We start from the raw sequence: 13668 nt of genomic DNA, 5'->3' as shown, positions 1-13668 counted from the left end.
GATCAAGGCCCGACCGGCGGCCGCGTCAGCTGGCCAGGGCGGACGGGCCGAGCAGCGCCTTCAGGTCCGCCATCAGGGCGGGCACCGGAGCGACCCGCATCGGGCCGAGGCGGTATGTCGACGACTTCGACCCGTTGGTGAGGCGCACGTGCACCTCGGCCTTACCGGGGTGGGTCGACAGCACTTCACGCAGGCGCTCGACCAGCGGCGGGGTGCACCGGTTGGCCGGGAGCGCGACCACCACCGGCCGGGCGTTGTCGTCGGTGACGGAGGTGTCCGGGATGGACATGTCCATCGCCATCAGCTTGGCCTGGTCGTCGCGGCGGTCGGCGCGGCCCTTGATCACGACGATGGCGTCCTCGGCGATGTACTGCCCGACCAGGTCGTACGTGTTGGGGAAGAACAGCACCTCGACCGCGCCGTCCAGGTCCTCCAGGGTCGCCGAGGCCCAGGCCTTGCCCTGCTTGGTGATGCGCCGCTGCACGCCGGAGAGGATGCCGGCCAGGGTGACGATCTGCCCGTCGCTGACGCCGCCCTCCTCGTTCAGCGCCGCGATCGACATGTCGGCGGCCTTGCTCAGCACGTGCTGCAGGCCGAACAGCGGGTGGTCGGAGACGTACAGGCCGAGCATCTCGCGCTCGAAGACGAGCAGGTCGGTCTTGTCCCACTCGCCCGGCGGGATGGGCGGCGTGACGATCATGCCCGCGCCGGACGAGTCGGTGTCGGCGAACGCCGAGCCGAACAGGTCGAACTGGCCGATGGCCTCGTTCTTCTTGACGCTCATGAACGAGTCGATGGCGTCGGCGTGCACCGACAGCAGCCCCTTGCGGGGGTGCTGCATCGAGTCGAACGCGCCCGCCTTGATCAGCGACTCGATGGTGCGCTTGTTGCAGGCCACCGCGTCGACCTTGCGCAGGAAGTCGTAGAAGTCGGTGAACGCGCCCTGCTCCTTGCGGCCGCGCACGATCGCCTCGACGACGTTGCCGCCGACGTTGCGCACCGCGCCCAGGCCGAACCGGATCTCGTCGCCGACTGGGGTGAACCGCGCGGTGGACGCGTTCACGTCGGGCGGCAGCACCTTGATGCCCATGCGGCGGCACTCGGCCAGGTAGACCGCGGACTTGTCCTTGTCGTCGCCGACGGAGGTGAGCAGCGCCGCCATGTACTCGGCCGGGTAGTTGGCCTTGAGGTAGGCGGTCCAGAAGGAGACCAGGCCGTAGCCGGCGGTGTGCGCCTTGTTGAAGGCGTAGTCGGAGAACGGGACCAGGATGTCCCACAGCGTCTTGATCGCCGCGTCGGAGTAGCCGTTCTCCTTCATACCGCCGGAGAAGGGCACGTACTCCTTGTCGAGGATCTCCTTCTTCTTCTTGCCCATGGCGCGGCGCAGCAGGTCGGCGGCGCCGAGCGAGTAGCCGGCCAGCTTCTGCGCGATGGCCATGACCTGCTCCTGGTACACGATCAGGCCGTAGGTGTCGCCCAGGATCTCCGACAGCGGCTCGGCCAGCTCCGGGTGGATGGCCACCACCGGCTTGCGGCCGTTCTTGCGGTCGGCGTAGTCGTTGTGGGCGTTGGCGCCCATCGGGCCTGGCCGGTAGAGGGCCAGCACCGCGGAGATGTCCTCGAAGTTGTCGGGGACCATGGAGCGCAGCAGCGCGCGCATCGGCCCGCCGTCGAGCTGGAACACGCCCAGGGTGTCGCCACGGGCCAGCAGCTCGTAGGTGGGCTTGTCGGCCAGCGGCAGCGTCTCCAGCACCACGTCGACGCCCCGGTTGAGCTTGATGCCCTCCAGGCAGTCGTCCATCACGGTGAGGTTGCGCAGGCCCAGGAAGTCCATCTTGAGCAGGCCGATGGACTCGCAGGCGCCCATGTCCCACTGGGTGATGATGGCGCCGTCCTGCTCGCGCTTCTGGATCGGCAGCACGTCCATCAGCGGCTCGCCGGACAGGATCACGCCGGCCGCGTGCACGCCCCACTGGCGCTTGAGGCCCTCGATGCCCTTGGCGGTGTCGACGACCTTCTTGGTGTCCGGGTCGGTGTCGTAGAGCGACCGGAACTCCGCCGCCTCCTGGTAGCGGGGGTGGTTGCTGTCGAAGATGCCGGACAGCGGGATGTCCTTGCCCATGACCGCGGGCGGCATGGCCTTGGTGATCTTGTCGCCGACCGCGAACGGGTAGCCCAGCACCCGGGCCGCGTCCTTGACCGCGGCCTTGGCCTTGATCGTGCCGTACGTGATGATCTGAGCGACCCGCTCCTCACCCCACCGCTCGGTGGAGTAGCGGATCATGTCGCCGCGCCGACGCTCGTCGAAGTCCATGTCGATGTCGGGCATCGAGATGCGGTCGGGGTTGAGGAACCGCTCGAACAGCAGGCCGTGCGACATCGGGTCCAGCTCGGTGATCCGCAGCGCGTACGCGACCAGCGAACCGGCCGCCGAGCCGCGCCCCGGACCGACCCGGATCTTCTCCCGCCGAGCGTATTCGCACAGGTCGGCGGTCACCAGGAAGTAGCCCGGGAAGCCCATCTTGCAGATCACGTCGAGCTCGTAGTCTGCCTGGCGCAGCCGGTCCTCGGGCACCCCGCCCGGGAACCGGTCGCGCAGCCCCCGGTGCACCTCGGCACGCAGGAACGACTCCTCCGTGAACCCCTCGGGCACCGGGAACGACGGCATCAGGTTGCGGTGCGCGAAGACGCTCTTGTAGTCGCCGATCCGCTCCGCGATCTCCAGGGTGTTGTCACACGCCCCCGGCACCAGGTCGTCCCACTGGCGGCGCATCTCCTCGGCCGACTTGAGGTAGAAGTCGCGGGCGTCGAACTTGAAGCGCTTCGGGTCGGCCATCGTCGAGCCGGACTGCACGCACAGCAGCACCTCGTGCGCGTCGGCGTCCTCGGCGTAGGTGTAGTGCAGATCGTTGGTGACGATCGCCTTGAGGTTGAGGTGCTTGCGCAGCCGGTCCAGGCCCTCGCGGGCGGCCTTCTCGATGCTGATGCCGTGGTCCATCAGCTCCAGGTAGAAGTTCTCCTTGCCGAAGATGTCCTGGAACTCACCCGCCGACGCCACGGCCTTGTCGAAGTCGCCGATGCGCAGCCAGGTCTGGATCTCGCCCGACGGGCAGCCGGTGGTCGCGATGACCCCCTTGCCGTACAGGTTGAGCAGCTCGCGGTCGGCGCGGGGCTTGTAGAAGTAGCCCTCCAGGCTGGCCTTCGACTGCATCCGGAACAGGTTGCGCAGGCCGTCGGCGTCGGCCGCGAGCATGGTCATGTGGGTGTACGCGCCACCGCCGGAGACGTCGTTCTCGCCGCCGTCGGCCCAGCGCACACGCACGCGCTCCTGCCGGGCCGTGTTCGGGGTCACGTAGCTCTCGACGCCGATGATCGGCTTGATGCCCGCGGCGGTGGCCTGCTTGTAGAAGTCGTAGGCGCCGAACATGTTGCCGTGGTCGGTCATCGCCAGGGCGGGCATCTGGAGGCGATTGGCCTCCTTGAAGAGGTCCTTCAACCGGGCCGCGCCGTCGAGCATCGAATACTCCGTGTGCACGTGAAGATGCACAAAAGAGTCGCCCACGGCGTACCCACCCCCAGCTTGTCGACGGTAAAGCTCAGCCTAGTCCTGCGCTCCGACGCGTTCCACCCGCCGCTCGGGGGGTGCCGGGCGTCACCGGGCGAAGGGTTCCACCATCACCGATGCGGCGTTCAGCCAGGCCCGTTTCGTGGTCTGCTGGAGTGCGCCGTACTCGATCGACGAACCGGTCTCCAGGGCCGGGTCGAAGGGCACCACGACCACCGCGCGGGTGCGGGTGGCGAAGTGCTTGCGCAGGTCCTCCAGCAGCGGCGAGGTGCCCGGGGTGGCGCAGGAGAGCAGCGTCACCGCGTTCTCCGCCAGCTTGCCCAGGCCCAGCTCGTGCAGCAGGTCGATCATCCAGTCCGCGGTGAAGGCCGCGTCCTCGCGCGGCACCGTGGTGATCACGAGCTGGTCGGCGGCGCGGATCACCGTCTGCCAGTTGGCGCTCTCCACGTTGTTGCCGGTGTCCACGCAGACGACGTCGTGGGTGCGGCACAGCAGGTCCAGCACCCGGCGCACGGTGTGCTGGTCGAGCCGCTGGGCGAAGCGCGGGTTCTCCTCGCCGGCCAGCACGTCGTACGACCCGTCGGAGGCGTGCCGCAGGTAGTCGTCGAGCCGGTCCTTCAGCTCGGGCAGCGGCGCGTTCTCGATCTCCAGCAGGTCGCTGAGCAGGTGCCGGATGGTGCGCGCGTGCCGCGCGCTGCCCGCCCGCAGCCCGAGCGTGCCGCGCAGCTCGTTGTCGTCCCAGGCCAGCACGCCGCGCCCGCGCACGCTGCCGATGGTCGCCGCGGCCAGCACGGTGGCGGTGGTCTTGTGCACCCCGCCCTTGGGGTTGGCGAACGCCAGCACCTTGGGGCCGCCCAGCTCCCGGCGCAGCACCGAGACGGCGTGGTCGACGTCGTCGGCGCGGGCCGCGGGACGCCACTCGATCCGCCCGGCGGGCGCGCCGTACGCCGGACCCGCCGGCGTGGCGGTGGCCGGGCCGGCGGGCGCGGGATCGACCGGCGCCGGGTCGCGGGGCGGCGCGGCGCGGGCCCGGTCGAGCAGCACCCGCCAGCGTGAGGTCGCCTCGGCGGGCGTCAGCTCGCCGGGTCGGCCCCAAGCCGTGGGGCCGTCGCCCCGCTGGCCGTTGCGCTCCACGGTGTGCGCCCTCCCCGCCCTGCCAGAGTGATAAGTGATCAATTCGGTGCCAGGCTACGCACCTCGACACCAGCTTGACCACCCTATGTGTTCTGGCACCCACACCTCCAGACCCTGTCGGCCGATTACCGCCGAGAAGAGGTGAAGAGGTCTTGCGAACCGGGTCTCCTCCTGCTCAACGAAGCCACTCGATACAGGGTGCGGACACCCGCGGGGGACGCCCGCACGCTCAGCCGGACTGCCCGGCGTCGGACGCCCCGGCCGAGGGAGCGTGCTCCGGGGACGCCGGAGCCGCGCCGTCACCGGACGGGCTCGTCTGTGCGACCGGCGACGCATGCGGCGAGGCCGGGCCGGAACTCGGCCTGGTCGACGGGTGCCCGCTCGCTTCGGCGCCCGGCCGGTCGCTCGGCTCGGCGCTCGGCTCACCACCGGGCGTCGCGCTGGGCTGCGCGCTCGGCGAGGCGCTGGGCACGGCCGAGGCAGACGGGTCGAGCTGGCCGACCTGCTCCGGCAGCGGGGGCAGGAAGACCGCCCGGTCCAGCCGCCGCACCTCGGGCGCGGGGTCGACGGCACGCACCTCGGGACGGGCCCCGATCTGGTCCAGCGCCGCCGGGGTGGCCCGCACCACAGCCGCGTACACGCAGGTGCAGCCGGTGCGGTAGGCCTCCGCCTCGGCCTCGGCGACCGCCGAGCCGCCCAGGTACGTGTCGCGCAGGCGATCCTCCTCCGCGTCCGCGGTGGTCAGTTTGCCGGCCAGGCCCCGGAAGTCCGCCGCGTCGGCGTCCTTGCGCGCGGCGACGTGCTTCATCCCGGTCACCACGTCCTCAGGGATCTTGAAGGCGGGGATGCGCACCGATGCCGTCGACGTCTTGCCCAGTGGCACGCGGGCGTAGACCTCGACCACCGAGACGCCGCCGAGCACCGGTGTGAGCCGCTCCGGTGCCAGGTACGCCTTGAGGCTGACCAGGGCGTACGTCTCCACCGGCGTCGCCGACGGGCGCTTGAGCAGGCCGGCCAGTTCCGAGCGGGCCTGCTTGGCGTACAGCGGCACCGACTGCCCCTGCACGACGCCGACCTGCACCGTCTCGCCGAGCGTGCTCTCCGGGGTGGCCGTGGTCCCGCGGTGCGCGGTCCACACCACGGCCAGCAGCACTCCGGTGACCCCGAGCAGGGCGGCCCCGGTGAGCAGCCGCAACCGCAGCCGCCCGCGCGCGACGCGGACGAAGCCGCCCGCGAGCCGCGGCACTATCACCTGGTCCAGATGCCGCAAGAACTTCTGCGGGCGCATCCCGCGTTCCTCTCATCCGGCCTCGCGCGGGGGCGCGAGCGCGTGTCAACCAGCCTCACGCAGCAGGGTGAGAGCCTGCGCGAGATCTGGCGGGTACTCGCTGACGAACCGGACCTCGAGTCCGGTGCCGGGGTGGATGAAACTGAGCTCCCGCGCGTGCAGCCACTGCCGGTGCAGGCCGAGGCGGGCGGAGAGCGTCGGGTCGGCGCCGTAGGTCGTGTCGCCTAGGCAGGGGTGCCGCAGAGCGGAGAAGTGCACCCGGATCTGGTGGGTGCGCCCGGTCTCCAGTCTGATGTCGACGAGGCTGGCGGAGGGGAAGGCCTCCAGCGTGTCGTAGTGGGTGATGCTGGGCTTGCCGCCCGACATCACCGCGAACTTCCAGTCGTGCGTGGGGTGCCGGTCGATGGGGGCGTCGACCGTGCCGCGCAGCGGGTCGAGGTGGCCCTGCACCACCGCGTGGTAGCGCTTGTCCACCTCCCGGTGCTTGAACGCCCACTTCAGCGCGCTGTACGCGGTCTCGCTCTTGGCGACGACCATGAGCCCGGTGGTGCCCACGTCGAGCCGGTGCACGACGCCCTGGCGCTCGGCGGCGCCGCTGGTGGCGACGGTCTGCCCCATCGCGGCGAGGCCGCCGATCACGGTCGGGCCGGTCCAGCCGGGGCTGGGGTGGGCCGCGACGCCGACCGGCTTGTCCACCACGACGATGTCGTCGTCGCTGTGCACGATCCGCAGGCCGTCGACCCGCTCGGCGATCACGGCGGGGGCCGTGGGCGGGGCGGGCAGGGTCACCTCCAGCCAGCTGCCGCCGGCGACCTTGTCGGACTTGCCGCGGGCGACGCCGTCGACGGTCGCGTCACCGGCTTCGACGAGGGTGGCCGCCGCGGTGCGCGACAGCCCGAACAACCGTGAGACCGCCTGGTCCAGCCGCATCCCGTCCAGCCCGTCCGGGACCGGCAGGGAGCGGGTCTCCCCCCTCAGCCCCATCACTGGGAACCGCGCTCGGAGGGGACGGCGGCGGACGAGGCGTCGCGCAGGTCGGCCGGAGCGGGGCCGTCGTCGGCGTCGGCCTTCCTGTCGGACGTGATGCGGGTGCCGTCGCGCTGGCGGCCGAGCAGCTCCAGCAGGATCGCCAGGCTCACGCCGCCGACCAGGGCCATGTCCGCGACGTTGAAGATCGGGAAGGCCTGGCCGTGCGGGTGGAACACGCTGATGAAGTCGACCACGTGCCCGTGGAACGGGGCCGGTGCCCGGAAGATGCGGTCGGCCAGGTTGCCGACCACCCCGCCGAGCACCATGCCCAGCGCGATCGCCCATGGCAGCGAGCGCAGCTGGCGGGCCATGAAGCCGATCCAGCAGAGCACGCCCAGGGCGATGATCGGGAAGATGTAGGTGTGGTCGGCGAAGAGGCTGAACGCCGCGCCGCTGTTGCGGGTCAGCGACATGTAGACGGCTCCGCCGAGCAGCTTGATCGGCTCGTGCGGGTCCAGCTTCGTCGCCCACTCCTTGGTGACCAGGTCCAGCGCCAGCGCGAACACGGCCATCCCCGCGAAGACCGACACGGCCTTGCCCCGGCTGATCCGACGTGGGGAGTGCTCCGGTTCCGTCTGGTTGTCCTGCTCCACCGACACACTCCCCAAGTCACGGACGCGGGCGCGCCCTTCGTACGATCATGCCGGGTCGGCTCTCCCTCGCGGGAACCGGCCCTAGCGGCGCTCTTCCAGTTGCTTGCACGTCACGCACAGGGTCGCGGACGGGAACGCGGCCAGCCGCTCCACCGGGATCGGGTTGCCGCACTTCTCGCACCACCCGTAGCTGCCCTCGTCGAGGCGCTCCAGCGCGCGCTCGACCTGGGTGATCCGCTCCAGGATGTTGTTCGCGAGAGTGATCTCCTGCTCGCGCTCGAACGTCTTGGTGCCGGTGTCGGCCTGGTCGTCCCCGGCCGAGTCGGTGAGCCGGTCGCGCTGCAGTTCGGCGATCTCGACGAGCGTGTGGTCGTACTCCTCCTGCAGCTCGTCACGGCGCGCGGTGAGCGCTACGCGGATCTTCTCGGTCTCCGCGGCGCTGCGATCACCCTTCTTCACCGCGGTCGCCTTGGCGCCCGTACGGCTGGCGGTCTTGGACTCGGCAGGTTTGACCATGGTCGCTCCCTCGGCCGCGGTCGTGGCGGCGCTCGGCGTTGCCTGGGCGGGGGGATTCTCTTCCGTCCCGGCGGCGTGCCGCCGGGTGGCCGTGGTGGTGGCGCGCGCCGTCTTCTTGGCGTCCGCGGCCGCCGGGGCGGGCTTGGCCGCCGTCTTCCGCTCGGGCGCTGCCGTCTTGGCGGCGCGCTTGGCGGTGGTGCTGTCTGAGGTAGCCGTCACCGTCTCCCCCCTCGCCGTGGCCGCCCCCGCGGCCACTGTCTTCACGGAGCGCTTCGGCGCCGCGGTGGTCTTCGCGACGGCCTTCTTCGCCGCCGCTCCGGTCTTGCTCCCGCCTGCCCTTTCGGCCATGGCGTCCCCCAGATGCAAAACGGGCGCGCGGCTCACGCCGCGCACTCCAATAGGCTGGCAAGAATACGGAACGTATGGACGGTCCACAAACATGCCACGCACTGCCTGCCGAATTCCTCTGAGTACCCCGGATCGGCCCGAAGTATCCGCAGGAAAGGCACGGATCACCGCGGTCGTGACGGGCATTGCCGCGCCGACCGTCCCTTTCTGGTGAATTTGGCAAAAGGGACAATATCACCTAGTCTCCGTGTTCTCGGCCGTCCTCCCCGAACCAGTGGGCCAGCCGGCCCCGCCGGCTCACCGCCCGCAGCCGACGTTCGGCGTCGTCGCGCACCGCTTCGGTGGCAACGATTAGCAGACTGTCACCCATTCGCAACCGTGTGTCGCGATCGGGTACGAAGCCGACACCGTCCCGCAGCACCAGCGTCACCGACGCGCCCACCGGCAGCCGCAACTCGTCGAGGTGGACCCCGGCCAGGCCGGACCCCGGCGGCACCTCGATCTGCAGCAGCTCGGCGTGCATCCGGTCCAGCGGGGCGGTCTCCACCCGCAGCTCCGTGGCCTCCCCCGGGGCGGTCACCCCCAGCCGGACCGCCACCGCCGGCAGGGTGCCCGCCTGCACCATGGTGAACACCACCACCAGCACGAACACGATGTTGAACAGCGCCTCCGCGCCCGGCACCCCCTGCGCGAGCGGGATGGTCGCCAGCACGATCGGCACCGCGCCCCGCAGCCCCGCCCAGGACAGGAATAGCTGCTCGCGCCAGCCCACCCCGAACGGGGTGGCGCTGGCCAGCACGGACAGCGGGCGGGCGACGAAGGTCAGCACCACCCCCACCAGCACTGCGGGCACCAGCATCTCCACTAGGCCGGGTGGCGAGACCAGCAGGCCGAGCAGGACGAACAGCCCGATCTGGGACAGCCAGGCCAGGCCGTCGGCGAAGCCGAGGATCGCCTGGCGGTGTGGCAGCCGCGAGTTGCCGAGCACCACGCCCGCCGCGTAGACGGCCAGGAAGCCCGAGGCATGCACGACCGCTCCCCCGGCGTAGGCCAGCACCGTCAGGCCGACCGCGGCCAGCGGGTAGAGGCCCGCCGCGGGCAGCGCCGCCCGGCGCAGCAACTCCCGGCCCACCAGGCCCACCAGCAGGCCGATGACCGCACCCGCGGCCAGCTCGTACGCGATGAACAGGGTCTCCTGCCACCACGGCCCGATGCCCTCCGGGCTCGACAGCAGGATGACCAGCAGCACCACCGGGGCGTCGTTGATGCCCGACTCCGCCTCCAGCGTGGCCACCAGCCGCGGGCGCAGCCGCAACCGGCGCAGCGTGGAGAAGACGGCCGCCGCGTCGGTCGACGACAGCACCGCGCCGATCAGCGCCGCGGTGCGCCAGTCCCAGCCCAGCACGAAGTGGCAGACCACGGTGACCACCACCACGCTCACCAGCACGCCCAGCGTGGCCAGCGTCGAGGCCAGCCCCAGCACCGGGCGCAGCGTGGTCCAGCGGGCGGTGAGGCCGCCCTCGGCGATGATCAGCACGAGGGCGCAGGTGCCCAGCAGGCGCACCAGCTCGGCGTCGTCGAACCGCAGGCCGAACACCGAGCCGAGCAGCACGCCGATGGCCAGGTAGACCAGGAGACTCGGCACACCCAGCCGGGTGGACCAGCGCACGGCGGCCACCGCGACGAGCAGCACCGCGGCCCCGATCAGCAGGGCCATGTCGAGGTGCGCGATCACCGACCCGCCTCGTGCAGCGCGGTCAGGCGCGCCGCCAGGTCGGCGGGCGGCGCCTCGATCAGGAAGAGCTTGTCCCGGCTGGCCGGCCCGGTGCGTAGCGAGACACTGGCCGCGGGGAGCGACAGCGCGTCGGCCAGCGCGCGGCGGGCCGCCTCGGTCGCGCGGCCGTCGACGGCGGGCGCCTGCACCGCCACGATCAGCGCGATGCCGTGCGGACCCGGATAGGCGCCGCCGACCCGTGTCCGTCCCGCGCCCGGTTTGACGCGGACCGCGACCACGGCGGGTTCCGTCACCGAGGAGGACCGATCACGTGCCATGACCCATTGTGCCGGAAGCCCCTTCCGGCCATGTGACAGGACCTCCGGTGTCCCGCCCGGGATCACCGACCCGCCCTGGCGCGCCGCCCTGGAAGGCGGCGCGCCAAGCGGTCGGTCGCCCCGCCCGAGAAGATCAGCGGGTGCACCGGAGGACCGGTCAGACCCGGCGGGCGTCGGCCAGCAGGGCGCTGTCCGGCTCGCAGAGGCCACAGGGGCTGAACCCGAGGTCCACGGCCTCGGACACCGGGAGCGGCTCGTACGGCCGTCCCAGCAGGTGCACGCACCCGGCCACGTGGTAGCGCGGCCGTCCGTCGATCACGAGCACGTCCGCCGACATCCGGGCGATACGCGCCGCGTCCGCCGGGGAGATCCGCTGCGCCACCGGCTCGTCCGGCGGATCCTCGTCGTCGAAATCGTCGGCCCGCCCGCCCGCGCCCTGCGCCGGCAGCACGACCTCGGTCTGCTGGTATCCGGCGGACATCGGTTCGTTGTCGGTGCGGCCGAGCACCGGCTGGCGCGCCGGCTCGTCGTCCCAGTCGTCCCGTTCGGGAACCCGGGGCGGCACCACAGCCCGGCCGCCGGCACGCCGGCCGGCCGGTTCGTCATCCTCGTCACCGTCGAACTGCTCGTCCTCGTCTTCATCGAGGAGTCCGGCCGCGGCTCGCGCGGCAGCAGCCTGGCGTGCGCCCACCACAAGGGCGACCGCGGCCAGCAGGCTGGTGCCGATCGAACCGACGAGCAGACCGCTCGATCCGTCCGTGAGGCCCAGCACGAGCAGCACAACAGCAACGAGGATGAGCAGCAGACTTGCGACTATCACAGCTCACCCCCGCCGCGTCGGCTAGATCCAGGTCTCGGCCCGGTCCGGGACACGCTCCTGGGCATCACCCGGGGGGAAGCGCTCACGAACCGGCCGTCTCGCTACCGGCGCGGGAGGGTCCCGCACCGGCGAACCCGGGGCGCCGGCCGTGTCACGGCTCGGAGGCACCCAGGCTCGTTTTCTATCTGCGGTGCGACGGCAGCGACGAGGGGTGAGGCTGCCGCGGTGACTCTGGCGGTGCGTGAGGGGTGGTACAGGTGGGACATGCCGCCGGGATCAGCCGCCGCGCCCCGGCGGTCCGCCGAAACGGACCGCCCAGGGACGCCGGTGGTCTCACCCGGTGGCGCAGCCGCTCAGCGGCCGTTGAAGGAGCCCGAACCGGAGCCCGCGGCGGCCAGGCCACCGCCGGCCGGACGGTCCTCGCGGCCGATCTCGGCCTCCAGGCTCTGCCCGCGGCCTTCCAGGTCGCGCAGCTGGCTCTCCAGGTACGCCTTGAGGCGCGTGCGGTACTCCCGCTCGAACTGCTTGAGCGTGTCGATGTGCTGCTGCAGCGCGGTGCGCTTGGCGTCCAGGCCGCTGATCGCCTCCTGGTGGCGCTGGCGGGCGTCGCGCTCGAGCGCGTCGGCCTTCGCCCGGGCGTCCCGGGTGACCTCCTCGGCCTTGGAACGGGCCTCGGACAGCACCTTGTCGGCCTCGCGGCGCGCGTCGGACACGTGGTCGTCGGCGGTGCGCTGGGCCATCATCAGCACGCGCAGGGCCTGCTGCTCGCCCTCGGGGCCGGACATCGCCGCCGCGGCCGCCATGCCGCCGCCGCGCAGCTGCTCCAGCTCGTTCTGCATGGCGCGGGCGGCCTGCTCGGCCGCGGACTTGTCGCGCTGCATGCGGTCGAGCTGAGCCTTCATCTCGTTCAGCTCCGCCGCCAGACGCGGGTCGGGGCCGCCGGGGCCGACCGGCTGACGGCCACCGCCGCCGCGCTCGACCTGCATGCGCAGTTCGCTGTTCTCTTCGATCAAACGGGCGAGTTCGCGCTCGACCTCATCGAGGAAGGCGTCGACCTCCTCCTCGTCATACCCCCGCTTGCCGATCGGAGGCTTTTTAAAGGCGACGTTGTGCACGTCGGCCGGGGTGAGCGGCATCGAAACTCCTCGGGTCAGTCGCGGCCGCGTTGAGGAACGGGCCCGCGGGTGGGGGTCACCCGCGGATCAGTCCCCCGACGATAATCATCAGCACGTAAAGGATAATCAACAGGACGATGGAGCTCAGGTCGATGCTCACGGTACCAATGCGCAACGGTGGGATCACACGCCTCAACGCTTTGAGAGGCGGATCAGTGACGCTCCACACCACCTCGAGCGCGGCGGCCGACCCTCGCACCGGCTGCCAGCGCCGGCTGAACGAGAGCACGTAACCCATCACGAACCTGGCCAGAAGCACCAGGTAGAACACGTAGATCGCGAGGTACGCGACCTGCAGCACAGGCGAAAACACGACAGTCGGAGTCCCTCGGTAGGACTAACTCTGGTTGAGGTACCCGCCCTCGGCGATCTTGGCCTTGTCCTCGGCAGTGACCTGGACGTTGGCCGGTGAGAGCAGGAACACCCGGTTGGTGACGCGCTCGATCGTACCCCGCAACCCGAATGCGAGTCCCGCAGCGAAGTCAACCAGACGCTTGGCGTCCGCCTCGTCCATCTCCGTCAGGTTCATGATCACCGGCGTGCCGTCCCGGAACCGCTCCCCGATCTGCCGCGCCTCGTTGTACGTGGTGGGATGCAGCGTGGTGATCTGCGGCCGTCGGTCGTCCTCGGCCGTCGCCGCCACCCGCTGCTGCGGCTGCACCTGGGGCGCGAGCGCCAGGTTGTCGCGCGTGGCGGTGGTGCCGCCCAGCGCCGTGGCCGGCGCCGCGGTCAGCGGACGGGTGATCGGGCGGACCGTGGCCCGCTCGGCCCGCGCCGCCTCCAGGCGCGCCTCCACGTTCAGCCGGGTGGCCTCCGCCCGTGCCGACTCGCGCGCCGCCTCCAGGCGCGCCGAACCGCTGCGGTCGGCCGCCATCCGGGTACGCGGGACCGACGGCGCCTCGTCGAGGTCGTCGTCGTCCTCGAAGTCGTCGTTGTACCGGCCCCCGTCACGCGAGTAGCGATCATCCGCCCGGTCGCCGCGGCGACCCCCGCGGTCGCGGTAACCGGAGGAATACCCCTTGTCGTAGGCAGGCTCGTCGTACTCGTGCTCGTCATCGTCCTCGACCAGCCCGAGCCAGACACCCGCCTTCCGCAGTGCGCCCATTGCCGCGCCCCTCCGTCCGCCGTGCGGCACAAACCCCCGTGCC

Annotated in this window: 11 protein-coding genes and 1 pseudogene; all 12 read right to left on the bottom strand. The window is 71.4% G+C overall.

What is annotated here, in order from left to right:
* Nucleotides 1-25: 25 nt before the first annotated feature.
* The 12 genes and pseudogenes from dnaE to F9C41_RS11580 all read right to left on the bottom strand — a co-directional run bounded on the left by dnaE (nucleotide 26) and on the right by F9C41_RS11580 (nucleotide 13625).
* The gene (gene dnaE / locus F9C41_RS11635; protein ID WP_155386691.1) at nucleotides 26-3562 is read right to left on the bottom strand and encodes a DNA polymerase III subunit alpha; all 3537 of its coding nucleotides are present in this window, start codon (nucleotides 3560-3562) and stop codon (nucleotides 26-28) included.
* A gap of 90 nt (nucleotides 3563-3652) precedes the next feature.
* Nucleotides 3653-4492 (bottom strand): annotated as a pseudogene (locus F9C41_RS11630) (MinD/ParA family ATP-binding protein); the annotation flags it as partial.
* 436 nt (nucleotides 4493-4928) lie between these two features.
* Nucleotides 4929-5987, bottom strand: coding sequence for a hypothetical protein (locus tag F9C41_RS11625; RefSeq protein ID WP_155386690.1), 1059 nt, complete (start codon nucleotides 5985-5987; stop codon nucleotides 4929-4931).
* Between the two features lie 45 nt (nucleotides 5988-6032).
* The gene (locus tag F9C41_RS11620) at nucleotides 6033-6971 is read right to left on the bottom strand and encodes an RluA family pseudouridine synthase (protein WP_155386689.1); all 939 of its coding nucleotides are present in this window, start codon (nucleotides 6969-6971) and stop codon (nucleotides 6033-6035) included.
* Nucleotides 6971-7609, bottom strand: a complete 639-nt coding sequence (lspA, locus tag F9C41_RS11615) for a signal peptidase II (protein WP_269058910.1) — start codon at nucleotides 7607-7609, stop codon at nucleotides 6971-6973. Before lspA ends, F9C41_RS11620 begins: the two co-directional genes overlap by 1 nt.
* 81 nt (nucleotides 7610-7690) lie before the next feature.
* Nucleotides 7691-8125 (bottom strand): TraR/DksA family transcriptional regulator, encoded by a 435-nt coding sequence (locus tag F9C41_RS11610; RefSeq protein WP_155386957.1) that lies wholly within the window; start codon nucleotides 8123-8125, stop codon nucleotides 7691-7693.
* A 586-nt stretch (nucleotides 8126-8711) separates the two neighbouring features.
* On the bottom strand, nucleotides 8712-10190 hold the full coding sequence (locus tag F9C41_RS11605; protein WP_407924695.1) for a potassium/proton antiporter: 1479 nt from the start codon (nucleotides 10188-10190) through the stop codon (nucleotides 8712-8714).
* A 14-nt stretch (nucleotides 10191-10204) separates the two neighbouring features.
* The gene (locus F9C41_RS11600) at nucleotides 10205-10525 is read right to left on the bottom strand and encodes a DUF167 domain-containing protein (RefSeq protein WP_155386687.1); all 321 of its coding nucleotides are present in this window, start codon (nucleotides 10523-10525) and stop codon (nucleotides 10205-10207) included.
* Nucleotides 10526-10682: 157 nt separating this feature from the next.
* Nucleotides 10683-11345, bottom strand: coding sequence for a hypothetical protein (locus F9C41_RS11595; protein ID WP_155386686.1), 663 nt, complete (start codon nucleotides 11343-11345; stop codon nucleotides 10683-10685).
* A 353-nt stretch (nucleotides 11346-11698) separates the two neighbouring features.
* Nucleotides 11699-12481 carry a DivIVA domain-containing protein gene (locus F9C41_RS11590; protein ID WP_144121464.1) on the bottom strand — a complete coding sequence of 261 codons (783 nt, stop codon included), beginning with the start codon at nucleotides 12479-12481 and terminating at the stop codon, nucleotides 11699-11701.
* 55 nt (nucleotides 12482-12536) lie between these two features.
* Nucleotides 12537-12833, bottom strand: a complete 297-nt coding sequence (locus F9C41_RS11585) for a YggT family protein (protein ID WP_155386685.1) — start codon at nucleotides 12831-12833, stop codon at nucleotides 12537-12539.
* A gap of 24 nt (nucleotides 12834-12857) precedes the next feature.
* Nucleotides 12858-13625, bottom strand: a complete 768-nt coding sequence (locus tag F9C41_RS11580; RefSeq protein ID WP_155386684.1) for a cell division protein SepF — start codon at nucleotides 13623-13625, stop codon at nucleotides 12858-12860.
* Nucleotides 13626-13668 lie beyond the last annotated feature (43 nt).

This window comes from Catellatospora paridis (assembly GCF_009720365.1).
Taxonomy (GTDB): domain Bacteria; phylum Actinomycetota; class Actinomycetes; order Mycobacteriales; family Micromonosporaceae; genus Catellatospora; species Catellatospora paridis.
This window is presented reverse-complemented; position numbering and strand designations above follow the sequence as displayed.